Origin of the sequence: Klebsiella sp. X1-16S-Nf21 (assembly GCF_002837615.1) — a bacterium.
GTDB classification, from domain to species: Bacteria; Pseudomonadota; Gammaproteobacteria; order Enterobacterales; family Enterobacteriaceae; genus Klebsiella; species Klebsiella variicola.
Window position 1 is genome coordinate 1 of the sequence record NZ_PJDK01000009.1, and the last position, 22,603, is coordinate 22,603.

Sequence of the window (22,603 nt, forward strand, 5' to 3'; positions counted from 1 at the left end):
TGGCGGAGAGAAGATGTAGAGGTAACTTCACATTCATGGCACTTCCTGTTTTCAGGCCCGGCTTTATGTTAAAGCGAGTTTCGGGAACATTGTTTAGAAATTTTTTAGCCATGTTGCTTCTCCCTGTCTAACTAACCCCTGTTTAAGTATCTGACCTTGATCCAATTTAACAGTTAAATAAAGCGTGGTGCAATGTGGTCAGTGTCTGAAAGATCGTTATTATTACTACTATAAATAATTTGGCTCGTATCCTAAGATGGTTTTATTTATATGAAGTTTCTCAATTTATTGACCATCAAGGGCAATCTGCTTGGTTATGGATAAGTATAAGCATAAAATACCGATAAACGATCGCGTAATAATATCGCAACGCCACTTTTTCGGAATAAATAAAAGCTTCTTTAATAAATGATATTTTTGCTGTGAATGATTTGGTGGCAAAAAGTTCGACCATCTACTGCGAGATTAGTGAAGTACAGAAGGGGAAAAGATGGAATTAATACCATAATTTAAAACAATCAGAAGAAGCTCTGGTATCAAAAATATAACATTTGCATCAATTATCATGATTTATTCAGTAATGAAAGTATGGTGCTGACTTATAATGAAAACTATCATAGATACACTATCTCAATTAAATCCTGTTTGTTGCAGTGCCCTGTCTGGCAAGATAAGCACCGAAATATAATCATTATATCAAGTCTGCTATCTTCATTCTTGTTGGCCAGGGGCCGATTACAAACGTAAAGATAACGGTAGTTCCGGGAATTTAGTCCTTTTATTGCGCAAAACTCTAAATGAGTGGATTAAGTTAGTGGCTTTTAGCCGTACACTCATTTGTCCACGCATTATCTGTGGATCTCCTGAGAGATACAGGGAAGTATAAAAAGACGTTGATAAATTGCGGTTTCTTGTATTTCAGGGGCTGTTACGGATGACATAAAGCAAACCGGCGAGGGGGCGGCAATGGCCGTTCCCGTTTTCGGCAGAGGTTTGCCGGGGCAGAAACAAAAAAACACCCTTGAGGGTGTTTATGATGTTGGTTGCGGGGGCCGGATTTGAACCGACGACCTTCGGGTTATGAGCCCGACGAGCTACCAGGCTGCTCCACCCCGCGTCACCGTACTGCTTTACTTTGTCAAATTTGATTGGTTGCGGGGGCCGGATTTGAACCGACGACCTTCGGGTTATGAGCCCGACGAGCTACCAGGCTGCTCCACCCCGCGTCACCGTACTGCTTTGTACTTCATCAAATTTTAATTGGTTGCGGGGGCCGGATTTGAACCGACGACCTTCGGGTTATGAGCCCGACGAGCTACCAGGCTGCTCCACCCCGCGTCCGTGGAAGCGCACTATACTCCGCTAGCGAGATGATGCAACCTTTTTTCGACCAAATCGACATTTTTGTAAGAATTGGCTTATAAAACGCCACGTTGTGGTGTTTTTTTACACAAATCTGTGCCATCGATGAGATCGCGCATTTCAATAGCCCCGGCGCTTTGTTATCTTCAACACGCACTAAGGCTTCGCAGCAAAAGATGAGACACCATGAAAGGACGTTGGGCAAAATATGTAGCGACGGGGGCAATGCTGGCTATGCTTGCCGCCTGTTCCTCAAAACCGACCGACCGCGGTCAGCAATATAGCGATGGCAAGTTCACCCAGCCGTTTTCACTGGTAAACCAGCCGGATGCCGTCGGGGCGCCGATCAACGCCGGCGACTTCTCCGAGCAGGTTAATCAAATTCGTAACGCCTCGCCGCGCCTCTATAATAGCCAGAGCAACGTCTATAATGCGCTGCAGGAGTGGCTGCGCGCCGGCGGCGACACCCGCACGCTGCGCCAGTTTGGCATCGACGCCTGGCAGATGCAGGGCACCGACAACTATGGCAACGTTCAGTTTACCGGCTACTACACGCCGGTGGTGCAGGCGCGCCACACCCGTCAGGGCGAATTCCAGTACCCCATTTACCGGATGCCGCCGAAACGCGGTAAGCTGCCGTCCCGCGCCAGCATCTATGCCGGCGCGCTGAGCGATAACTATGTGCTGGCGTACAGCAATTCGCTGATGGATAACTTCATCATGGACGTGCAGGGCAGCGGCTATATCGACTTTGGCGATGGTTCGCCGCTCAACTTCTTTAGCTATGCCGGGAAAAACGGCTGGCCCTATCGCAGCATCGGCAAAGTGCTGATCGACCGCGGGGAAGTGAAGAAAGAAGATATGTCGATGCAGGCGATCCGCGAGTGGGGTGAAAAGCACAGCGAAGCGGAAGTGCGCGAGCTGCTGGAGCAGAACCCGTCGTTCGTGTTCTTTAAACCGCAGTCTTTCGCGCCGGTGAAAGGGGCCAGCGCTGTGCCGCTGATCGGCCGCGCCTCGGTGGCCTCTGACCGGTCGATTATTCCGCCGGGAACCACCTTGCTGGCCGAGGTGCCTCTGCTGGATAATAACGGCAAGTTTAACGGCCAGTACGAACTGCGCCTGATGGTCGCTCTCGACGTCGGCGGGGCCATCAAAGGCCAGCATTTCGACATCTATCAGGGCATTGGGCCTGACGCAGGCCACCGTGCCGGCTGGTATAACCACTATGGCCGCGTATGGGTGCTGAAAAACGCCCCGGGCGCGGGGAATGTTTTTAGCGGCTAACTCCCCTGGCCCTGCCTGTTGACCAGGGCGCCCGGATGACGCCGTTTACGGCGGCCTCCGGGCGCTGTCATTTTGTTCTGAGGTTCTATGTCTGTTGTAATCAGCGATGCCTGGCGCCAGCGTTTTGGCGGTACGGCACGTTTATATGGTGAAAAAGCGCTGCAATGTTTTGCCGATGCCCACGTCTGCGTGGTCGGGATCGGCGGGGTCGGCTCCTGGGCGGCGGAAGCGCTGGCGCGAACCGGCATCGGGGCGATCACCCTTATCGATATGGACGATGTCTGCGTCACCAACACCAATCGTCAGATCCACGCCCTGAGCGGCAACGTCGGGCTGGCGAAAGCGGAAGTGATGGCAGAGCGTATTCGTCTCATCAACCCGGAGTGTCGGGTGACGGTGGTGGATGATTTCGTGACCCCGGAAAACGTGGCGGAATATCTTGGCGTCGGCTTTAGCTATGTTATCGACGCGATCGATAGCGTCCGGCCGAAAGCGGCGCTTATCGCCTGGTGTCGCCGCTACAAAGTGCCGCTGGTCACCACCGGCGGGGCGGGCGGTCAGATTGACCCAACGCAGATCCAGGTCGCTGACCTGGCGAAGACCATCCAGGATCCGCTGGCGGCTAAACTGCGCGAGCGGCTGAAAAGCCAGTTTGGGGTGGTGAAAAACAGCAAAGGCAAGCTCGGCGTGGACTGCGTCTTCTCTACGGAAGCGCTGGTCTACCCGCAAGCGGACGGCAGCGTCTGCGCGATGAAGAGCACGGCGGAAGGGCCGAAACGGATGGACTGCGCTTCCGGCTTTGGCGCGGCCACCATGGTGACCGCGACCTTTGGCTTCGTCGCGGTATCGCATGCTCTGAAGAAGATGCTGGCGAAGGCGGAGCGGCAGACGACGTAAATCCCGGGCCGCGGCGCAGGCGCCTTACCCGGTCTACAGGACAATTCCCCGGAGGCGGCGCTGCGCACCTGTCCGGGCGACAAAACTGCATGAGCCCGTAGCCCGGGCAAGGCGCGTCAAGCGCCGCCCCCGGGATGAGCTTAAACCTCAACCTCGCGGGCGGCGGCGAGCACCGCCTCGCTGAGGGCGCTGAGGCCCTGGCTGCGCGAGGCGCTGAGCTGGCCGCGTAGCCCCAGCTCGTCGAACAGCGCCAGCGGATCCTGCGCCAGGATCCCGGCGCGGGTTTTTCCTTCCACGGCGGTCAACAGCACCGCCAGCAGACCGCGCACAATCCGGCCTTCGCTGTCGCCAAAGAAGTGCAGCCTGCCCTCGGCATCCTCCTCATAGCCCAGCCAGACGCGGTTTTCACACCCGGCAATCTCCCGGGCCTGCGCTTTGCGCTCATCGGTCAGCGTCGGCAGCTTTTTGCCCAATAAAATCAGCTGACGATATTTATCCTCCCACTGGTTCAGCGGGGCGAAGGTCTGGCGCAGCGTGGCGTCGGTAATGGTTGTGCCGAAGGGGTGCAGAGTTGTCATTAATCCACCAGAATTTCCAGGGCGCGATCCACCGCGTGGACCAGCGCCGCAACATCGTCTTGGGTATTGTAGGGGGCGAAAGAGGCCCGCAGCGTGCCGCTGACCCCTAAGGCCGCCAGCAGCGGTTGGGCGCAGTGTTGCCCGGCGCGCAGAGCAATGCCGGACTCCGCCAGCAGCGTCACCAGATCGCTGTGATGAACACCGTCGAACTCAAAGGCCAGCAGGCTTGACTGCTGGCAGCGGAAAGAGCGGAAGCCCGGCCGTTTCGCCAGCGCCTCTTCCGCCAGACTCGCCAGACTGCGGCTCCAGTTTTCCGCCTGGCCGATATCGCTCTGCGCCAGCCACTCCAGGGCGGCGCTAAGGCCGATTACCCCGGCGACATTCGGCGTGCCGGCCTCGAGACCATAAGGGGCCGGCTGCGGCGTAAAGCCGTCAAAGCTGACCTCGGCGATCATTTTCCCGCCGCCGAGCCAGGGCGACATCGCCGCCAGCAGCTCGCTTTTGCCGTACAGGGCGCCGATCCCGGTCGGGCCATATAGCTTATGGCCGGAAAAGGCGTAAAAATCGATATCCAGCGCCTGCACGTCAGCGGGGAAATGCACCGCGCCCTGGGCGCCATCGACCATCACTACCATCCCGGCGGCGTGAGCAAGGCGGATAGCCTGCGCCAGGTCCGGGCAGCCGCCGGTGACGTTGGACATCTGGCCGATGGCCAGCACCCGGCTGCGCGGGGTGATGAGCGCGCTGAGGCTGGCGATATCCGGCAGGCGGTCGGCGCCAAGCGGCAGTTTGACGACTCGGGCGCCGGTCTGCCCGGCTACCATCAGCCAGGGCACGAGGTTGGCATGATGCTCGGCTTCGCTAACGATAATTTCATCGCCAGGCTGCAGGCGCGGCCGGACGTAGCTCTGCGCCACCATATTGATGGCCTCGGTGGTTCCCCGCGTCCAGACGATATCTTTGCCGGACGGGGCGTTAAGCCACGCCGCCACGCGCTCGCGGGCCGCCTCGTAGCGCTCGGTCAGCCGCTGGGCGGCGGCGAACTGGCTGCGATGGACGTTGCCGGCGCTCAGGCGATAAAACTGGTCGCTGGCGTCGATCACCGCCTGCGGTTTGAGCGCGGTCGCCGCGCTGTCGAGATAGACGCCGGCATCGGCCAGAGCCGGAAACTGCGCGCGAAAGTGCGCCGGGTTGAATGCGTTCATGGAATTCCTCGTATCAATCCCGCGATCGTCGCGCAATTTGCCGGGCGTGACAAGGCCTCTGCGCCCTGTGGAATTGTCCGAATGTGACTTCAGGTGGGTCAAAGAGGGTTATGCTGAAAAGTGTTGGGTTTGTGTTTTAACCTATTACTTAACGAGTCACGAATAGTATAAATAGCCGTAAGGAGAGAAAAATGAAAATGACTAAGGCCGCTGCGATTATCTCTGCCTGTATGCTGACTTTAGGCCTGAGCGCCTGTTCCTCTAACTATGTGATGCATACCAATGATGGGCGAACCATCGTTACCGACGGGAAACCGCAAACCGATAATGATACTGGCATGATCTCGTATAAGGACGCGTGGGGCAACAAACAGCAGATCAATCGCTCTGACGTGAAACAGCTGGGTGAGCTGGACGAGTAAGGCAGTAAAAAGGCAAAAAAAAGCACCGCGCGTTGCGGTGCTACATTAAATCACTATGGACAGACAGGGTAAATGTACAGGAAGTGAAAAGGGGTAGCTTTGCTACCAGGGTCTGCAAAGACAGACCAATTGCAAACACAACAACACAACATCACAACCGTAAGCCAAAAGCTTGATGGAACACGCATTCCAAAAAAAGCTTCTCGTTCCGGCTCAGGAAGTGCCGCCACTATAGGTATTTGCTGGTAGAACCTCAACGGACAATTTATAATGGCTCAGATAAAAAAAACTAATAGGTTAATCATTGTTTCCTATTTGTTAAATTGAGTTAACATCTAAGCCAGAATAACCATGTCGAAGCGATTACCACCTCTGAATGCATTACGTGTTTTTGATGCAGCCGCACGTCATCTCAGCTTCACTCGGGCAGCCGATGAGCTTTTTGTGACGCAGGCCGCAGTCAGCCATCAAATCAAGTCTCTCGAGGATTTTCTGGGCCTTAAGCTGTTCCGGCGGCGCAATCGTTCGCTGCTGTTAACGGAAGAAGGGCAGAGCTATTTTCAGGATATTAAAGAGATTTTTTCGCAACTGACGGAAGCGACGCGTAAACTTCAGGCGCGCAGCGCCAAAGGGGCATTAACGGTCAGTTTATTGCCAAGTTTTGCCATCCAGTGGCTGGTGCCGAGACTGACAAGCTTTAACTCAGCTTATCCGGGAATCGACGTCAGGATCCAGGCGGTAGACCGCCAGGAGGATAAGCTGGCGGACGATGTCGATGTGGCGATTTTTTACGGCCGCGGCAACTGGCCGGGCCTGCGTGTGGAAAAATTGTACGCCGAGTATCTGCTGCCGGTCTGTTCCCCGCTCTTGCTCACCGGCGACAAAGCATTGAAAACGCCTGCCGATCTGGCGCAACATACGCTGCTTCACGATGCGTCCCGCCGCGACTGGCAAACTTATACCCGCCAGCTTGGTCTAAGCCATATTAATGTGCAACAGGGGCCGATTTTCAGCCATAGCGCGATGGTGCTGCAGGCGGCCATTCACGGGCAGGGCGTGGCGCTGGCCAACAACGTGATGGCGCAGTCCGAAATTGAAGCCGGTCGTCTGGTGTGTCCGTTTAATGATGTTCTGGTCAGTAAGAATGCGTTTTACCTTGTTTGCCATGACAGTCAGGCAGAACTGGGTAAAATAGCCGCTTTCCGGCAATGGATCCTGGCGAAAGCGGCAAGTGAGCAAGAAAAATTCCGCTTTCGTTATGAACAATAAATACTTGTAGGGTAAAAACATGACCAGCCGTTTTATGCTGATATTCGCCGCGATTAGCGGCTTTATCTTTGTGGCTCTGGGTGCCTTTGGCGCGCATGTATTAAGTCAATCGCTCGGCGCGGCGGAGATGGCCTGGATCCATACCGGCCTGGAGTACCAGGCCTTCCATACCCTGGCGATTTTTGGTCTGGCGGTGGCGATGCAGCGCCGGATCAGCATCTGGTTCTACTGGAGCAGCGTGTTTCTGGCGTTAGGGACCGTGCTGTTCAGCGGCAGCCTCTATTGTCTGGCGCTGTCTCATTTACGTCTGTGGGCGTTCGTGACCCCGGTGGGCGGCGTAAGCTTCCTCGCCGGTTGGGTTTTAATGTTAATTGGTGCAATTCGTCTGAAACGTAAGGGCGTTGTTCATGAATAAGGTTGTCCTCTATTGTCGCCCTGGGTTTGAGAAAGAGTGCGCAGCAGAAATTACCGATAAGGCCGCCCGCCTTGAGGTGTTTGGTTTTGCCCGGGTCAAAGAAGACTCTGGTTATGTGATTTTTGAAGGTTATCAGCAAGACGACGGTGAGAAGCTGGTACGCGATCTGCCGTTCAGCTCGCTGATTTTCGCCCGTCAGATGTTCGTGGTCGGCGAACTGCTGCGCGACCTGCCGCCGGAGGATCGCATTACCCCGATCGTCGGCATGCTGCAGGGCGTGGTGGAGAAGGGTGGCGAGCTGCGTGTGGAAGTGGCGGATACCAACGAAAGCAAAGAGCTGATGAAGTTCTGCCGCAAGTTCACGGTGCCGTTACGCGCGGCGCTGCGCGAGGCGGGCGTGCTGACCAACTATGAAACGCCAAAGCGACCGGTGGTGCATGTGTTCTTTATCGCCCCCGGCTGCTGCTATACCGGCTACTCGTACAGCAACAACAACTCACCGTTCTATATGGGCATTCCGCGGCTGAAGTTTCCGTCCGATGCCCCGAGCCGTTCCACCCTCAAGCTGGAAGAGGCGTTCCACGTCTTTATTCCGGCGGACGAGTGGGACGAGCGCCTGGCGAACGGCATGTATGCCGTCGATCTCGGCGCCTGCCCGGGCGGCTGGACCTATCAGCTGGTGAAGCGCAACATGTGGGTCTCTTCGGTCGATAACGGTCCGATGGCCCAGAGCCTGATGGATACCGGCCAGGTGACCTGGCTGCGCGAAGATGGCTTCCGCTATCGTCCGAACCGCAACAACATCTCGTGGATGGTCTGCGATATGGTGGAGAAACCGGCGAAGGTGGCGGCGCTGATGGCGCAGTGGCTGGTCAACGGCTGGTGCCGGGAGACCATCTTCAACCTCAAGCTGCCGATGAAAAAGCGCTATGAAGAGGTGTCGCAGAATCTGGCCTATATTCAGGCCCAGCTGGACGAGCACGGCATCAACGCCCAGATCCAGGCGCGTCAGCTGTATCACGATCGTGAAGAGGTGACCGTTCACGTGCGTCGCCTGTGGGCCGCCGTCGGCGGACGTCGCGACGAGCGTTAATCCTTCCCCCTCAGGCCGGAGACGCGTGCGCGTCCTCCGGCCTTCCCCTTAAGGCTGCGGCGCATCCGACACAATATGCGTCACGTCATCCAGATGACCAATTCTCGCCTCGCCGGAACGGTTGAACTTGCTTTTGTCGATCAGCAGTAGCGACTGCGCCGCGCGCTTAAGCAGGATCGATTTAAAGTCGGCATTGAACGCATTGGAGTCCCATAGCGCGCCCTGCGGGTCGATGCCTTCGCAGGAAAAAATAAACAGATCGATCTCCAGCGATTTCAGCTGGGAAATCAGCGTCGGGTTCACGTAGCAGCCATATTTCCGCTGCAGAGTGCCGCCGGAGCAGGTGAGCGTGATTTGGTCGCGTTTGGCTAGCTCCTGGCAGATGGGCTGGCTGTTGGTAAAGACGTGCAGCGGGCGGTCCGGCAGCTGGCGGGCGAGATACCAGCAAGTGGAGCTGGCATCGAGGGCGATCACCATCCCTTCGTCAATCCAGGCCAGCGCTTCGCGGGCGATATCGGCTTTATGCGCGTAATGGCTTTTCAGCCGAATGTGAAAAGGGTCGCCGCTGTCCTGGCTGCGCTGATGGATCACTTTGGCCCGGCCGTGGTTGCGCAGCACTTTGCCCTGCGCCTGCAGCTCGCTCAGATCGCGGCGAATGGTTTCCCTGCTGACGTTGAGCTGTTTTGACAAGGTTTCGGTGGTCAGGCTGCTGTGGGTGATCAGGAGATCGACGATCGCCTGCTGGCGGGCTGCTTTCATTTATTCTCATCCCATCATTGATTGAGCGTCTGCATCAGGCAGACGCTCCGGCATGAGATTACGGCGTGACTCCTTTTTTTAAAAGGATATTTCCGTACTTAGCTCGCTCTCCTGTGATAACGATCGCAAAGGCTTTTTGCGCCCGGTCGTAGAAGGCAAAGCGGTCAATCCGCACGATATCCGGGCAGGGGGCCTGCGCCGAGAGCGCCTGCCGATAGCGCTGTTCCACCGTCGGGTCCAGCGCATCGCCTTCGACGGCGGCCATCATCACCAGCGGCGGCGCGTAGCTGTCTAACTCGAACAGCGGGATAATCGCCTGCAGCAGATCGCTGACCCGCAGGCCATCAGCGCGGATCACCTGTGGCCCCATGCTGTGCGCCGGGAAATGGGCATCGGAAAAAATGATTTCATCCCCATGGCCCATTTCGGCCAGCACTTTCAGCAGTTCCGGCGATATCAGCGGGGAAATGGTTTTGAGCATCTCAGGTTTCCTCTGTTAATTCAGGTTCAGTTTGTGGCCAGAAATAGCGGTAGCGGTACGCGACCTGCGCTCTGGCCTGTTCCGGCGAAGAGAACTCGCCTACGCCATACCAGCCAAACATCGCCGCGCCGGCCACCGTGGTTTCGGCATCATCGAGGACTTTGACCGGTATCCCGAGTCGGTTGGCCTTGATCTGGTTCCATAGCGCGTTGCGGCTGCCGCCGCCCACCAGCAGCAGCTCTTTCGCCCTGAAGCCGCCGATGTTTTCCAGGGTTTGCAGATGCTGCGCCAGCTGGTCGCTTAACCCCTCCAGCGCGGCGCGGTAAAAATGGCCGCGGGTGGTGTTGAGCGTGACGCCCTGCCAGCCGGCGTGCTGGCTGGCGAGCAGGTCGCACTGCATCCTGACGCCCTGGGCGCCGGGCGGGATCGCCTGCGCTTCGGCAATCAGCGTCTGCCACGGCGTGTCAGCGCTCCACAACAGCTTGCGCACCCATTCGAGCACGCCGGAGGCCAGCCACTGCATTCCCGGGTTATAGCGGCCCGGCTGGCTGTCCAGTTCGCAGGTGGAGCCGCTGTAGTCGCAGAGCAGCGAGGTGTCAACCTGGGCGCTGCGTACCATCAGGATCTCCCAGGTCCCGGAGGAGAGCACCGGCTCATCCTGCCCGGCGCCAGCGCCAAACAGAGCGAACTGAGTGTCGTGCCCGGCCGAGATAACCGGGATCCCGATGGGAAGGCCCAGCAGCGCAGCGGCCTCCGGCAGCAGGGCGCCGATTGGCTGGCCTGCTTCAACCAGCCGCGGGAACAGGCGGCGCGGCAGGCCGGTCGCCTGCAGGATCGGCGCGCTGAAATCGCGCTGCCGGAGATCGAGCATCTGGCTGGTACCCGCCATGGTGAGGTCGGTGGTGAACTCCCCGGTCAGCCGGTGGTTGATCAGCGACGAAATAAACAGCCAGGCATGGGCCTGCGTCAGCAGCTGCGGGTGGTTCTCTTTCAGCCACACCAGCTTATACAGGGTGTTGAACGCAAAGGCGCCGACGCCGGCAATCTGCTGCAGCTGGTGTGCTGGCATATACTGGCTGATATTCTCCATCACCGCCGCGGTGCGCGGGCATTTCCAGCTGATGATCGGATACAGCAGGGCACCCTGCTCATCCACCAGCGCGCCATCGACGCCAAAGGTCGTGACGGTGATGCCGCGCACCGTGCAGGAGGCCAGCTGGTCATGGATCTGCCGACAGCAGTCGGCAAAGCGCTGCATAATGGCCTCCAGCGACCACTGGTGCCAGTCGCTGTTCTCCGCCGCGATGTCGCTGGCGTTCGCCGTTGCGGCGCGGGCGATAATGTTTCCCTGTCGGTCAACGGCCATCGCCCGCACGTTGGTGGCGCCGCAGTCGAGGACCAGGATAACGTCTTGCTTCATAGTGACTCCCGAAACAACATCGCCGGATGGCGCGGCGCTTATCCGGCCTACAGACCGCGCGCATCTGTAGGCCCGGTAAGCCTGCGCCACCGGGCGAAACCAACCTGTTAACGCTTATACAGCGGCCCGTAGTTCTGGCAGGCGCGGTAGTCCTGGCCCTCGATATCCATGCCATGCGCAGCCCAGGCGGAGGGGCGGTAGATTTTCGCCGCTTCCACGTTGTGCATGCAGACCGGAATGCGCAGCATGGCGGCGAGGGTAATGAAATCCGCGCCAACGTGGCCGATGGTCAGCACGCCGTGGTTGGCGCCCCAGTTAGCCATCACCGAGTACACATCGCTGAACGGACCCTTGCCGGTCAGGCGTGGGGCAAACCAGGTGGTGGGCCAGGTGGAGTTGGTACGGGCGTCGAGCTGGTCGTGCATCGCTTTGGGCAGCGCCACGCTCCAGCCTTCGGCAATTTGCAGCACCGGCCCCAGGCCTTTGATGATGTTTACCCGGGTCATGGTGAACGGTACGCCGCCTTCGGTCAGGAAGCGGGAAGAGAAGCCGCCGCCGCGGAAGTATTCGTGGATCGCCGGGCACCATTCGGTCGCCGCGAGGCAGGCATCCGCCTCGTTCTGCTCAATCTCCCAGTGAGGTTTCATCGTCGGGTTGCCCTGCGCGTCGCGCTGCTGGCAGGAGCCGTCCAGCGCCGCAGAGCCGGAGTTAATCAGGTGAATGATGCCGTGCTCCGCCCGCCCGGTGAGCGGCTGCCCGGTGACCCGCTCAACGGCGTCCGGCGACCAGTAGGTGCGCACGTCGGCAAACACCTGGGCGGTGCCGGTGAGCTGATGACCCATCAGCATGGCCACGCCGTTGAGGCTGTCGTTTTCGGTAGCGACGACAAATGGCTCGCGCACCCCGTTCCAGTCAAAAGAGCTGTTGAGCAGCGCTTCAGCGGTATCGCCATTGGGGTATTGATCGGTCCAGTGGCGCTGACCCTGGAAACCGGCGGCGATGGCGTTGTAGCCCAGCGACTCCTCCACCAGCCCTTTTTCCGCCAGTTTCGGGTTGCCCTGCATCATGTCGCGGATGCACATCGCCATCAGCAGGCTCTCTTTCAGCACCGCGCGGCTCTGTGTTTCATTGCGCTTATACTGCTCAGCGTTCTGATCTTCGCCGTAGCGGAAGTGTTTATCCGCCCACGCCAGCGCCATCTCCAGCTCGGTTTCATCATAGATTTTCTGATCGATTCGCCGGCGCAGCTCCGTCATGTCGACAGCCTGGACCTTCATGCCGAGCCAGGATTCAAAGAAATTGTGGTCGACGATGGAGCCGGCGATGCCCATTGAGACGCCGCCCAGCGACAGATAGCTTTTCCCTTTCATACTGGCGACGGCCACGCCGGCGCGCGCGAAGCGCAACAGCTTTTCTTCGACGTCCGCCGGGATCGAGGTGTCATCGGCATCCTGTACGTCATGCCCGTAGATGGAGAACGCCGGGATCCCTTTCTGGCTATGGGCCGCCAGCGCGGCGGCCAGATAGACCGCCCCCGGACGTTCGGTGCCGTTAAAGCCCCAGATGGCCTTCGGGCGCAGCGGATCCATGTCGATGGTTTCGCTGCCGTAGCACCAGCAGGGGGTGACGGTGATGGTGACGCCGACGTTCTGGCTGCTGAATTTCTCTTCACAGGCGGCCGACTCGGCCATGCCGGCGATGCAGGTATCGGCAATCACGCACTCCACCCGGGCGCCGCAGGCGTGGCGCAGTTTCTCGCTGATAAGCGCGGCGGTGGCTTTCGCCATGTTCATGGTTTGCGCTTCCAGCGACTCGCGGACCCCCATGCGACGACCATCGATTACCGGGCGGATACCGATCTTCGGTAAGCTGATTTTTTTCATTACAGATCCCTCAGGTTATGCGGATAAAAGGTTTAGTTCGTCGCCGCTTGTGAACGGAAACGGGCAAAAATAAAGATGATGGCGAAGCACAGCGCCGGGACCAGTTCGGCGGTCGGGATATTGCCGGCGGCGTCGCTGACAAAGCCCATCACCGGGGTGACGATCCCGCCGCCGATAATGGTCATGACGATAAAGGACGAGCCATATTTGGTGTCCTGGCCCAGATGCTTAATCCCCAGCGAGAAGATGGTCGGGTACTGAATGGACATAAAGGCGCTGCACAGGGTCAGGGCCAGCAGACCGACGTGGCCGCCGCTGAAGGCGGAGAGCAAACAGAGCAGCATGGCGATAAACGCATAGATAGCGAGCACGTTATGCGGCGCAAAGCGGCGGATAAGCCAGGTGCCGGTGAAACGGCCAATAAAGAAGCAGACCATGGTGGCGGTCAGGTAGTTGGCGGCGAAACCGGCCGTCATGCCCGGGATCTCTTCGATAGCGTAGCGAATCAGGTAGCTCCAGCAGGCGGTTTGCGCGCCGACGTAGCAGAACTGGGCCAGCACCGCCCAGCGCCAGTGACGGATGCGCATCAGGCGCGTCAGCGAGGCGAGGAAGGTGCTCTGCGCGCTGTCGCTGTGGTCATCGCTCTGCAGGGAGGGGAAGCGGGTACAGACGATCAGCAGGGCAACCAGCAGGACGATGGCCACGATAATCATATAGGGGGTTTGTACCGACAGGACCAGGCTGTGCTTCCAGGCGCTGAGCTGTTCTGGCGTCATTTTATCCAGCACATCCTGCGGCTGATGCGGGACGTTAGACAAAATAAGACTCTGGCCAAATACCACGGCAATAATGGCGCCAAATGAGTTAAAGGTCTGGGCCAGATTAAGGCGGAAGTGACCGCCGCTTTCCGGACCGAGAACGGTCACAAACGGGTTGGCCGCCGTTTCCAGGCAGCCAAGCCCGGCGGCGATAATAAATAATCCAATCAGGAATAAAGTGTAGTTCATCACTTCGGCGGCAGGCCAGAACAGCGCGGCGCCGCAGGCATATAAAAACAGACCCGTAAGAATACCTGCTTTATAGCTGAATTTTTTCATCAGCATCCCGGCGGGGATGGGAATAATAAAATAGCCAAAGTAAAAGGCTGACTGAATTAATCCGGCCTGGAAATTAGTCAGGGTAAAGGCCTGTTGAAATTGCGGTAATAAAATATCATTCAGATTATTAGCCACCGCCCACAGAAAAAAGAGGAAGCACAGCAGAGCAAAAGGAATAATGTAGCTCTTACTCTGCCCGCTCTCCATGGCGCGGTAACTTTGCGTTGGTATCGTTGTGTTTCCCATAGCGTCCTCATCAGTTCAGAAGCATTTACAACAGCATTCAGGGCGCAGTCTGGTGCTGCAGCAGACCGCAAAATTAAGTGAGCTCAGGTGACGCGCCGGTGAGTGAAATGAAAGTCACGGCGGAACTCATGACTTCATTTTCAAATAAAAACCGCCTGTTAATATGATGATGGTCACACTTAACGATCTGCGGGCCATTTTATGTGATAATTGTCACTTTAATTTTTCAAAAACGCTGACCGTTTGAGAAAATAAATTCACAAAACCACAACGCTAATGACCGAATGAATGTATATCGTGGAAAACGGGCAAATGTTACAAAGAAATAAAATGCCCGCTTGATGAAATATTATTAAGAACGGGCATTTTAAACACTCTCTTAACCGGCATAATTCCTTTATTTATGCTGGAATAATTGACGCGGCTCACAAAATATAGTCATGAAAATTCCCCTTCGATTATTCAGGTTGATGATGAAGACCATTATTCACCTTATCCCACGGTAGCCGACGATATTTCTGTTGCCCTGCCGTTGACGGATGATGAGTCACCAAAAGAGGAACGCAATGGAAAGAAACAGACTGGCCCGGCAGATTATCGATACCTGCCTGGAAATGACCCGCCTGGGGTTAAATCAGGGGACCGCCGGCAATGTCAGCGTGCGCTATCAGGGAGGAATGCTGATCACCCCCACCGGTATCCCGTATGAAAAGCTGACGGAAGACAAGATCGTCTTTATTGATGCCGATGGCCAGCATGAGCAGGGAAAACTGCCCTCCAGCGAATGGCGTTTTCATCAGGCGGCCTACCAGACGCGGCCCGATGCCCAGGCGGTGGTCCACAATCACGCTGTCCATTGTACGGCGGTGTCGATCCTCAACCGGCCCATCCCGGCCATCCACTATATGATCGCCGCGGCCGGCGGGAATTCGATCCCCTGCGCGCCCTATGCCACCTTCGGCACCCGCGAGCTGTCTGAGCATGTCGCGGTAGCGCTGAAGCACCGCAAAGCCACGCTGCTGCAGCATCATGGCCTGATCGCCTGCGAGGCCAGCCTGGAGAAAGCGCTCTGGCTGGCGCATGAAGTGGAAGTCCTGGCCCAGCTCTATCTCAGCACGCTGGCGATTATCGACCCGGTACCGGTGCTGGATGACGAGGCGATCGCCATCGTGCTGGAGAAGTTCAAAACCTACGGATTACGTATTGAAGAGTGATGCCGCAACGCTAACAGGAGAGACGCGATGGCAAACCGAATGATCCTCAACGAAACGGCGTGGTTTGGCCGGGGGGCGATAAACGCATTAACCGATGAAGTGGCGCGGCGCGGCTATCGCAAAGCATTGATCGTCACCGACAGCACCCTCACCCGGTGCGGCGTGGCGGCGAAAGTCACTGATAAACTGGATGCCGCCGGGCTGGCATGGGATATGTTCAGCGACGTGATCCCTAACCCGACCATTGCCGTGGTCCAGCAGGGGCTGCAGGCCTTTCAGCGCAGCGGGGCGGATTACCTGATCGCCATCGGCGGCGGTTCGCCGCAGGATACCTGTAAGGCGATCGGTATTATTCAGCGTAACCCGGAATTCGCCGATGTCCGTAGCCTCGAGGGGCTGTCGCCCACCCGTCAGCCCAGCGTGCCGATCTTCGCGGTGCCGACCACCGCGGGTACCGCGGCGGAGGTGACGATTAACTATGTCATCACCGATGAAGAACAGCGGCGTAAGTTCGTCTGCGTCGATCCGCATGATATCCCGCAGGTGGCCTTTATCGATGCCGATATGATGGACGCCATGCCGCCGGCGCTGAAGGCGGCCACCGGCGTGGACGCCCTGACGCACGCTATCGAAGGATATCTCACCCGCGGCGCCTGGGCTTTGACTGATGCGCTGCACCTCAAGGCCATCGAGATCATTGCCGGGGCGCTGCGCGGCTCGGTTGCCGGGGATGCCGGCGCGGGCGAAGCCATGGCGCTGGGCCAGTACGTCGCGGGGATGGGATTTTCCAACGTCGGGCTCGGGCTGGTGCACGGCATGGCGCATCCGCTCGGCGCTTTTTACAACACGCCGCACGGCGTGGCGAATGCCATCCTTTTGCCGCACGTGATGCGCTTTAATGCTGAGGCGACGGGGGAAAAATATCGCGATATCGCCCGGTCGATGGGCGTCAGGGTGGAAGCGTTAAGCCTGACTGCCGCGCGCCAGGCGGCAGTGGAGGCGGTCTGCCAGCTAAACCGCGATGTCGGTATTCCCGGCCATCTGCGCGAGGTGGGCGTCAGGAAAGAGGATATTCCGGCGCTGGCGCAGGCGGCGCTGGAGGATGTGTGTACCGGCGGTAACCCGCGTGAGGCGAGCCTGGCCGATATCGTCGGGTTATATCAGGCGGCCTGGTGATTGCCTGGCCCGGGTAAAGCAGGCAGTGCCGGAGGCAGTTACCCTGCACCGGCGCACCTCTTAACGATGGTTAGCGCGTCAGCCGCAGCTGCTGCAGATTGCCATCCAGCTGGAGGTCGGTCTGCAGGCGGGCCACTTCCCGGCAGGTGAAGGCCATCTCCTGATGCGCGGCCAGTTTTTTGCGCCACTTCTCCGGGACCTCGGCCAGACGGGCGTACAGCCCCTCCAGGTCCTGAAACTCGTTCAACAGCTGGGCGGCGCTTTTGGGTCCAATGCCCGCCACGCCCGGCACCTTCGAGCTGCTGATCCCCGCCAGCCCCCAGTAATCCGCTAGCTGCTCTGGGGTGACGCCGAACTCGCTGGCGATAAAGGGCGCATCCAGCCAGCGCTTCTGAAAGTAGTCGCGGATGCGGATGGTGGGCGACAGCAACTGACAGTAGCCTTTGTCGGTGGAGACAATGGTGGCTTGATGGCCCGCCTGGGCCACCTTTACCGCCAGGGTGGCGGCGAGGTCGTCCGCTTCGCTGCCCGGCGAGGCCCAGCAGCGGATCCCCCGCTGTTCGAAGGCCGCCCGCAGCGCTGGCATCTCGGCCACCAGCGTCTCCGGCATCGGCGCGCGGCCGGCTTTGTACTCTGGCAGGCGCTGGTGGCGCCAGCCGTGGGCGCGATCCTCATCATCGAACACCGCCACCGCGTGGGTGGGCTGACTGTGGACGATCAGCTGCTCCAGCGCATGCAGGCAGGTATCGACGCAGGGCGAACCCTGCACCGCATGGATGCGGCGGATCAGATTTAACGCGTCGACGATTAACAGATGAACAGCCACAGATACCCCCTTATTCTCAGCGTCTTTAGGGTAACATCGCCATCGGATCGAGGCTATCTGCGCCTGAACAATCAGGAAGATAACGCGCAAATTTCGCTAACTGACCGCCATCAGCGGGCTGATGACGCCCGGCGCGGGTTCGCCGTACCACACCGCTTCGCGCACCGGGACCGGTTTGGCGATAAGCCCGAGGGCGTAAAAGCGATCGGCGATGGTCTGCTGGGCGCGGATCACCGACAGATCCATCGGCCGCGGGCGATGGCTGCGGCGGGCGAGGGCCATGCTCAGCGACCGGGCGTCAATCCCCAGCTCTGCCGAGAGTAAGCGGGCCGCTTCGCCACGATGCGAGTCGATAAACTGCCCGGTGTGGGTCAGCTCCGTCAACAGACGGCGCATGATATCGCCATGCTGAGCGAGGTAGTCCCGTCGCGAAAGATAAAACTGATGGTTGTTGACTCGTCCTTCGCCGCTGGCGACCACCCGCAGCTCGCCGGTGTGTTCGGCGTCGCTGAGCAGCGGGTCCCACATCATCCAGGCGTCAACCGCCAGGTAGTCGCTGGCGGTCAGCGGATATTTCGGCGGGGTATAGACCACCCGCACGTCGTTCAGACCCAGGCCGGCGTCCTCGAGGATCTGCAGCAGCAGCCAGTGGACATTCGACCCCTTATTGAGGGCGATGCGTTTACCGCGCAGATCGCTGAGCTGGCGAATGTCGCTCTCCTGCGGGACGACCATCGCCACGCTGCGCGGCGCCGGCGGCTCCCATGCGACGTACATCAGTTCGCTATTGCTGGCCTGGGCAAACACCGGCGGCGCTTCCCCGGTGGTGCCGAAGTCGATCTCGTTGCAGGCGAGGGCGTGGAGGAGCTGCGGTCCGGCAGGAAACTCACTCCACAGCACGTTGACGCCGAGGCTGGCGAAGGCGGTTTCCAGACTCTGGCGGGCTTTCAGGATCCCGAGACTGCCGAAGCGCTGGTAGCCAATGCGCAGTTCGCGATCGGCCCCGGCCGCGCTGGCGAACGCCCGCGGCGGCGCAGGCGGACGGCGGCGGCTTTTGATCAACCCGAGGTTAGCGAGCTGGGTGCGCAAGGTATGCCGGCTGATCCCCAACAGCGCGGCCGCCTGGCTCTGGTTATCGTCGCAATGCGCCATGGCGTGGCGAATCAGGGCGCTGGTCACTCGCTGCCACAGCGGCTCGCCGGGAAGCGCCAGCTGGTGGCGAATAAAGTCGTCCAGTTCATGATCGCTCGCCGGCGCCGGGGCGTCGTTGAGCGTCGCCAGGCGCAGCTGGGCAGGACTGATCTCCTCTTCTTTACTGAGGAGCACCGCGTTGTGCAGGGTGTTTTCCAGCTCGCGAATATTGCCCGGCCACGAATAGTCCATCAGCCGGGCCAGTGATTCCGGCGCCAGACGCAGGGTTGGCCGCCCGAGGCGCCGGGCGTAGAGTGATAAAAAGTGGTGCGCCAGCAGCGGGATATCCTGCCGACGCTGGCGCAGCGGCGGCAGCGGCACCACCGCGATATTCAGTCGATAGTAGAGATCCTCGCGAAAGCGGCGCTCGCGGATCGCCTGGGCCAGGTCGACGTGGGTGGCGGCAATCACCCGGACATTCACTTTAATCGCTTTGCGTGAGCCGACGCGGGTAATTTCACGCTCCTGCAGCACTCGCAGCAGCTTGACCTGCAGCGGCAGGCTTAATTCGCCGATCTCGTCCAACAGCAGCGTCCCCCCTTCCGCGGCTTCAAACCAGCCGGGCTGTCCCTGCTGCGCGCCGGTGAAGGCGCCTTTCTCATGGCCGAACAGTTCGGCTTCGGCGAGGCTCTCTGTCAGCGCGCCGCAGTTGACCGCCAGAAACGGCTGCTGGCGACGGGCGCTGTGATGATGGAGATAGCGGGCCACCACCTCCTTGCCGGTGCCGGTTTCGCCCACGATCAGCACGGTCGCCTCCGTTGGCGCGAGCTTGTCCAGCAGGCTCTGGAAGGCCTTCGACGCCGGGTCGATCAGCGCGGGAGCGGTGGAAGGGGATTCTGGGTTCAGCATAGCGGGCCTCCGATCGTTGACGCTCTGAACTTATCCTGCGGCGGCCGCAGAAACCAGAGGGGGAAGGTCCGCGGCTGTTGCAAATGCGCCAGCGGATGCGCGGCGGCTGCGCGATTTGCAACAGCGTGGCGCGGCGAAGCCGTTTTCAGTGCATTGATTTTAAAAGATTAATTTTTTATTCACCATTGGCATGATTATCGCTAACACTCATATAACCAAATTAAAACATCTCTTCGATAAATATCGGATATGGTTATATAGGAAATAGATAATGACGCAGCAAGCTCCCGACAAGATCAATGTCTTCTGGTTCTTACCTACCCATGGCGATGGCCGTTATCTGGGTACCACCGAGGGTGGACGCCCGGTCGATTTACCTTATCTGCAGCAGGTGGCGTTGGCGGCCGACAGTCTGGGCTACTACGGCGTGCTGATCCCCACCGGTAAAAGCTGTGAAGATTCGTGGCTGGTGGCCTCGGCGCTGGCGCCGTTGACCCGCCGTCTGCGCTATCTGGTGGCGGTCAGGCCGGGCCTGCAGCCGCCAACCCTGGCGGCACGGATGGCGGCCACCCTCGACCGTTTATCGGAAGGTCGGCTGCTGATCAACGTCGTTACCGGCGGCGACCCGGTGGAAAACAAAGGCGACGGTATCTTCCTCAGCCACAGCGAGCGCTATCAGGTGACCCGCGAATTTCTTGATGTTTACACCCGCCTGCTGCGCGGGGAAAAAGTGGACTATCACGGCGAGCATATTCACGTGGAAGGTGCTGAAGTGCTGTTCCCGCCGGTACAGGAGAATGGCCCGCCGCTCTATTTCGGCGGCTCTTCTGAGGCGGCCATTGATGTGGCGGCCGAGCAGATCGACAGCTATCTGACCTGGGGCGAACCCCCGGAACTGGTGGCGGAGAAGCTGGCGGTGGTGCGCGAGCGCGCCGCGGCCCGCGGACGCACCCTGCAGTACGGCATTCGTCTGCACGTCATTGTGCGCGAAACGGAAGAAGAGGCATGGGCCGCCGCCGACCGGCTGATCGCCCATCTTGACGACGATACCATTGCCCAGGCGCAAAAGATCTTCGCCCGCATGGACTCGGCCGGCCAGGCGCGGATGAGCGCCCTGCATCAGGGGTCGCGCGATAATCTGCGCATTGCGCCCAATCTGTGGGCCGGCGTCGGACTGGTGCGCGGCGGCGCGGGTACCGCGCTGGTAGGTAATCCGCAGCAGGTAGCGGAACGCATCCGCGAATATCAGGCGCTCGGCATCAGCAACTTTATCTTCTCCGGCTACCCACATCTGGAAGAAGCGCACCGCTTTGCTGAGCTGGTGATGCCTCTGTTGCCGCTGGAAAACGCGGCCTCGTCGAAGGCGCGCAGCGTGAACACCGGTCCGTTTGGCGAAACCATCGGCGGCGATAAGCGCCCGGTGCGCCAGGTTAGCGCCAGCTGATGGCCCGGAGCGCGACCATGAGACAGCATACCGGAGGAGGGCAGCGATGAGTGCAGAACCGCATATCGTGATTATCGGCGGCGGCTTTAGCGGCGCGGCGGTGGCGATTGAGCTGCTGCGCCTGGCGCCGAACGGGGTGCGCGTGACGCTGCTGGAGCCGCGCCAGTCCCCCGGGGCCGGGGTGGCCTACTCCACTGCGGAGCCGACGCACCGGATTAACGTTCCGGCCGCTCGCATGCAGCTGGCCGGCGACGAAGAGGGCGCCTTTGATCGCTGGTACCGCCATCAGCCTGCCTTTGCCGTCGATGTGCAGGCGCTGCGCCCGGACGGTTCCGTCTACCCTCAGCGCGGCCAGTTTGGTCGCTATGTGGCGCAGCGTTTTGCCGACGCCGTGGCGTCCAGCGGCGGACGGCTTCGCCACCTTCGCGATCGGGCGCTCGCTTTTCATCAGGGGACGGTGACCACCGACGGCGGCCTGCAGCTTAAGGCCGATCTGCTGGTGCTGGCGATCAGTCATCCACCGCCTTCGCTGCCGCCGCAGGCCGAAGCCTGGCGTCATCATCCGGCGCTGATTGCCAACCCGTGGCAGCCCGGCGCGCTCGATGCCATCGCCCCGCACGCCCGGGTGGCGGTGATGGGCACCGGATTAACCATGGCCGATACGGTCGCGACGCTGGACCGGCTGGGCCACCGCGGCAGTATCGTCGCCTTTTCGCGCCACGGCCTGCTGTCGCGCGGCAACCTTAGCGGCGCAGGGACAACCTGGCCCGGCGACTATCAGCAGGGCAACCTGCGTCAGCGCCTGCGTCAGATCCGCCTCGATGTCGCGTATGCGGCGCAGCAGGGCCTGAGCTGGCAGGTGGTGCTGGATGCGGTTCGTCAGCAGGGGCAGCGGATCTGGCAGGCGCTCAGCGTCGCCGATCGCCAGCGTTTTCTGCGCCATCTGCGCCATTACTGGGATGTCCACCGCTACCGCGTGGCGCCGCAGGTCGCCGAGGTGCTGGAGGCGCGCCAGCGCACGGGCAGTCTGCAGGTGCAGGCGGCCAGGCTACTGTCGATAAGCGGTGAAGGCGAAACGCTGCGTCTGACGCTGGCGCGGCGCGGCGGCGGTGTGCAAACCCTGAGCGTCAATCATCTGATCCTGACGACCGGACCCGCACACCGCGCCCTGACCGACAGCCAGCCATTTTTACAGGACCTCGCCCGCCGCGGCCTGATTCGCGCCGATGCCCTCGGCATGGGCCTGGAGGTGGACAGCCGTTCCCGGGCAGTGGCTGAGCCGCACGTTGAGGCGCTGCCGGTGCTGGTGGCCGGTCCGGCCGCCCGCGGGCGTTTTGGCGAACTGATGGGCCTGCCGCAGGTAGCCGACCATGCCGCTGACGTGGCGGCGCAAGCGTTACTCACGCTCGGGATCCCGCAGGACTCCCGATGTCCTGCGTACTGAATTCCTCTCTTTCTTTTCCCTGATTCATTTTGCCGCGTGCGCCCCGGC

The 22,603-nt window shown here is 59.7% G+C and carries 20 protein-coding genes and 3 tRNA genes; 11 read left to right on the plus strand and 12 right to left on the minus strand.

The window, feature by feature from the left end:
• Positions 1 to 1,040 precede the first annotated feature (1,040 nt).
• The 3 genes from CW267_RS06295 to CW267_RS06305 all read right to left on the minus strand — a co-directional run bounded on the left by CW267_RS06295 (position 1,041) and on the right by CW267_RS06305 (position 1,338).
• Positions 1,041 to 1,117 (minus strand) — tRNA-Met (locus CW267_RS06295).
• Positions 1,118 to 1,149: 32 nt separating this feature from the next.
• A tRNA-Met gene (locus CW267_RS06300) sits at positions 1,150 to 1,226 on the minus strand.
• Between the two features lie 35 nt (positions 1,227 to 1,261).
• Positions 1,262 to 1,338, minus strand: a tRNA-Met gene (locus CW267_RS06305).
• Positions 1,339 to 1,548: 210 nt separating this feature from the next.
• On the opposite strand from CW267_RS06305, the gene mltA reads away from it, so the two are divergent.
• The gene (gene mltA, locus CW267_RS06310) at positions 1,549 to 2,646 is read left to right on the plus strand and encodes a murein transglycosylase A (protein ID WP_008806279.1); all 1,098 of its coding nucleotides are present in this window, start codon (positions 1,549 to 1,551) and stop codon (positions 2,644 to 2,646) included.
• A gap of 87 nt (positions 2,647 to 2,733) precedes the next feature.
• Positions 2,734 to 3,543 (plus strand): tRNA cyclic N6-threonylcarbamoyladenosine(37) synthase TcdA, encoded by an 810-nt coding sequence (gene tcdA / locus CW267_RS06315; RefSeq protein ID WP_008806278.1) that lies wholly within the window; start codon positions 2,734 to 2,736, stop codon positions 3,541 to 3,543.
• A gap of 140 nt (positions 3,544 to 3,683) precedes the next feature.
• Here the strand turns inward: tcdA and csdE are convergent, their stop codons facing one another.
• Positions 3,684 to 4,121, minus strand: coding sequence for a cysteine desulfurase sulfur acceptor subunit CsdE (csdE, locus tag CW267_RS06320; RefSeq protein ID WP_012967316.1), 438 nt, complete (start codon positions 4,119 to 4,121; stop codon positions 3,684 to 3,686).
• Entirely contained in the window at positions 4,121 to 5,326 is a 1,206-nt protein-coding gene (csdA, locus tag CW267_RS06325) for a cysteine desulfurase CsdA (protein ID WP_008806276.1), read from the minus strand. Before csdA ends, csdE begins: the two co-directional genes overlap by 1 nt.
• A 197-nt stretch (positions 5,327 to 5,523) precedes the next feature.
• On the opposite strand from csdA, the gene CW267_RS06330 reads away from it, so the two are divergent.
• From CW267_RS06330 to rlmM, 4 genes are all read left to right on the plus strand, one after another.
• Positions 5,524 to 5,748, plus strand: coding sequence for a YgdI/YgdR family lipoprotein (locus tag CW267_RS06330; RefSeq protein ID WP_002915549.1), 225 nt, complete (start codon positions 5,524 to 5,526; stop codon positions 5,746 to 5,748).
• A 351-nt stretch (positions 5,749 to 6,099) separates the two neighbouring features.
• On the plus strand, positions 6,100 to 7,017 hold the full coding sequence (gcvA, locus tag CW267_RS06335) for a glycine cleavage system transcriptional regulator GcvA (protein ID WP_002915545.1): 918 nt from the start codon (positions 6,100 to 6,102) through the stop codon (positions 7,015 to 7,017).
• Between the two features lie 19 nt (positions 7,018 to 7,036).
• The gene (locus tag CW267_RS06340) at positions 7,037 to 7,432 is read left to right on the plus strand and encodes a DUF423 domain-containing protein (RefSeq protein ID WP_002915543.1); all 396 of its coding nucleotides are present in this window, start codon (positions 7,037 to 7,039) and stop codon (positions 7,430 to 7,432) included.
• Positions 7,425 to 8,525 carry a 23S rRNA (cytidine(2498)-2'-O)-methyltransferase RlmM gene (rlmM, locus tag CW267_RS06345; RefSeq protein WP_008806275.1) on the plus strand — a complete coding sequence of 367 codons (1,101 nt, stop codon included), beginning with the start codon at positions 7,425 to 7,427 and terminating at the stop codon, positions 8,523 to 8,525. The genes CW267_RS06340 and rlmM overlap by 8 nt, the downstream gene beginning before the upstream one ends.
• Positions 8,526 to 8,573: 48 nt before the next feature.
• Here rlmM and fucR read toward each other — a convergent pair whose 3' ends face one another.
• The 5 genes from fucR to fucP all read right to left on the minus strand — a co-directional run bounded on the left by fucR (position 8,574) and on the right by fucP (position 14,411).
• Entirely contained in the window at positions 8,574 to 9,284 is a 711-nt protein-coding gene (fucR, locus tag CW267_RS06350) for an L-fucose operon activator (protein WP_100781408.1), read from the minus strand.
• Positions 9,285 to 9,342: 58 nt separating this feature from the next.
• A complete protein-coding gene (gene fucU / locus CW267_RS06355) occupies positions 9,343 to 9,765 on the minus strand; it encodes an L-fucose mutarotase (protein WP_008806274.1) in 423 nt (140 codons plus the stop codon).
• Between the two features lies 1 nt (position 9,766).
• Positions 9,767 to 11,185: an L-fuculokinase gene (fucK, locus tag CW267_RS06360; protein ID WP_100781407.1), complete on the minus strand. Its 1,419-nt coding sequence runs from the start codon at positions 11,183 to 11,185 to the stop codon at positions 9,767 to 9,769.
• Positions 11,186 to 11,292: 107 nt separating this feature from the next.
• A complete protein-coding gene (gene fucI, locus CW267_RS06365; RefSeq protein ID WP_100781406.1) occupies positions 11,293 to 13,068 on the minus strand; it encodes an L-fucose isomerase in 1,776 nt (591 codons plus the stop codon).
• A gap of 32 nt (positions 13,069 to 13,100) precedes the next feature.
• A complete protein-coding gene (gene fucP, locus CW267_RS06370) occupies positions 13,101 to 14,411 on the minus strand; it encodes an L-fucose:H+ symporter permease (RefSeq protein ID WP_084441579.1) in 1,311 nt (436 codons plus the stop codon).
• 566 nt (positions 14,412 to 14,977) lie between these two features.
• Between fucP and fucA the strand changes: the two genes are divergently transcribed.
• Both fucA and fucO read left to right on the plus strand, forming a co-directional pair.
• Positions 14,978 to 15,625, plus strand: coding sequence for an L-fuculose-phosphate aldolase (gene fucA / locus CW267_RS06375; protein ID WP_008806270.1), 648 nt, complete (start codon positions 14,978 to 14,980; stop codon positions 15,623 to 15,625).
• 27 nt (positions 15,626 to 15,652) lie between these two features.
• Positions 15,653 to 16,801 carry a lactaldehyde reductase gene (gene fucO, locus CW267_RS06380; RefSeq protein WP_100781405.1) on the plus strand — a complete coding sequence of 383 codons (1,149 nt, stop codon included), beginning with the start codon at positions 15,653 to 15,655 and terminating at the stop codon, positions 16,799 to 16,801.
• Between the two features lie 70 nt (positions 16,802 to 16,871).
• On the opposite strand, the gene xni is transcribed toward fucO, so the two are convergent.
• Both xni and CW267_RS06390 read right to left on the minus strand, forming a co-directional pair.
• On the minus strand, positions 16,872 to 17,627 hold the full coding sequence (gene xni, locus CW267_RS06385; RefSeq protein WP_004142871.1) for a flap endonuclease Xni: 756 nt from the start codon (positions 17,625 to 17,627) through the stop codon (positions 16,872 to 16,874).
• 96 nt (positions 17,628 to 17,723) lie between these two features.
• Positions 17,724 to 19,667 carry a sigma-54-dependent Fis family transcriptional regulator gene (locus tag CW267_RS06390; protein ID WP_100781404.1) on the minus strand — a complete coding sequence of 648 codons (1,944 nt, stop codon included), beginning with the start codon at positions 19,665 to 19,667 and terminating at the stop codon, positions 17,724 to 17,726.
• Between the two features lie 77 nt (positions 19,668 to 19,744).
• Here CW267_RS06390 and CW267_RS30400 point away from each other — a divergent pair, with 77 nt between their 5' ends.
• The 3 genes from CW267_RS30400 (at position 19,745) to CW267_RS06400 (ending at position 22,555) form a co-directional block, all read left to right on the plus strand.
• On the plus strand, positions 19,745 to 19,861 hold the full coding sequence (locus CW267_RS30400) for a hypothetical protein (RefSeq protein WP_046882366.1): 117 nt from the start codon (positions 19,745 to 19,747) through the stop codon (positions 19,859 to 19,861).
• A 77-nt stretch (positions 19,862 to 19,938) separates the two neighbouring features.
• A complete protein-coding gene (gene ssuD / locus CW267_RS06395) occupies positions 19,939 to 21,111 on the plus strand; it encodes an FMNH2-dependent alkanesulfonate monooxygenase (protein ID WP_008806267.1) in 1,173 nt (390 codons plus the stop codon).
• 46 nt (positions 21,112 to 21,157) lie between these two features.
• Positions 21,158 to 22,555: an FAD/NAD(P)-binding protein gene (locus CW267_RS06400; protein ID WP_032733730.1), complete on the plus strand. Its 1,398-nt coding sequence runs from the start codon at positions 21,158 to 21,160 to the stop codon at positions 22,553 to 22,555.
• Positions 22,556 to 22,603: the final 48 nt, after the last annotated feature.

What these genes read in the sequence shown, in the direction of transcription:
- mltA (WP_008806279.1), top strand. Translation starts at nt 1,549, where the DNA reads ATGAAAGGACGTTGGGCAAAATATGTAGCGACGGGGGCAATGCTGGCT.
- tcdA (WP_008806278.1), top strand. Translation starts at nt 2,734, where the DNA reads ATGTCTGTTGTAATCAGCGATGCCTGGCGCCAGCGTTTTGGCGGTACG.
- csdE (WP_012967316.1), bottom strand. Translation starts at nt 4,121, where the DNA reads ATGACAACTCTGCACCCCTTCGGCACAACCATTACCGACGCCACGCTG.
- csdA (WP_008806276.1), bottom strand. Translation starts at nt 5,326, where the DNA reads ATGAACGCATTCAACCCGGCGCACTTTCGCGCGCAGTTTCCGGCTCTG.
- CW267_RS06330 (WP_002915549.1), top strand. Translation starts at nt 5,524, where the DNA reads ATGACTAAGGCCGCTGCGATTATCTCTGCCTGTATGCTGACTTTAGGC.
- gcvA (WP_002915545.1), top strand. Translation starts at nt 6,100, where the DNA reads ATGTCGAAGCGATTACCACCTCTGAATGCATTACGTGTTTTTGATGCA.
- CW267_RS06340 (WP_002915543.1), top strand. Translation starts at nt 7,037, where the DNA reads ATGACCAGCCGTTTTATGCTGATATTCGCCGCGATTAGCGGCTTTATC.
- rlmM (WP_008806275.1), top strand. Translation starts at nt 7,425, where the DNA reads ATGAATAAGGTTGTCCTCTATTGTCGCCCTGGGTTTGAGAAAGAGTGC.
- fucR (WP_100781408.1), bottom strand. Translation starts at nt 9,284, where the DNA reads ATGAAAGCAGCCCGCCAGCAGGCGATCGTCGATCTCCTGATCACCCAC.
- fucU (WP_008806274.1), bottom strand. Translation starts at nt 9,765, where the DNA reads ATGCTCAAAACCATTTCCCCGCTGATATCGCCGGAACTGCTGAAAGTG.
- fucK (WP_100781407.1), bottom strand. Translation starts at nt 11,185, where the DNA reads ATGAAGCAAGACGTTATCCTGGTCCTCGACTGCGGCGCCACCAACGTG.
- fucI (WP_100781406.1), bottom strand. Translation starts at nt 13,068, where the DNA reads ATGAAAAAAATCAGCTTACCGAAGATCGGTATCCGCCCGGTAATCGAT.
- fucP (WP_084441579.1), bottom strand. Translation starts at nt 14,411, where the DNA reads ATGGGAAACACAACGATACCAACGCAAAGTTACCGCGCCATGGAGAGC.
- fucA (WP_008806270.1), top strand. Translation starts at nt 14,978, where the DNA reads ATGGAAAGAAACAGACTGGCCCGGCAGATTATCGATACCTGCCTGGAA.
- fucO (WP_100781405.1), top strand. Translation starts at nt 15,653, where the DNA reads ATGGCAAACCGAATGATCCTCAACGAAACGGCGTGGTTTGGCCGGGGG.
- CW267_RS06390 (WP_100781404.1), bottom strand. Translation starts at nt 19,667, where the DNA reads ATGCTGAACCCAGAATCCCCTTCCACCGCTCCCGCGCTGATCGACCCG.
- ssuD (WP_008806267.1), top strand. Translation starts at nt 19,939, where the DNA reads ATGACGCAGCAAGCTCCCGACAAGATCAATGTCTTCTGGTTCTTACCT.
- CW267_RS06400 (WP_032733730.1), top strand. Translation starts at nt 21,158, where the DNA reads ATGAGTGCAGAACCGCATATCGTGATTATCGGCGGCGGCTTTAGCGGC.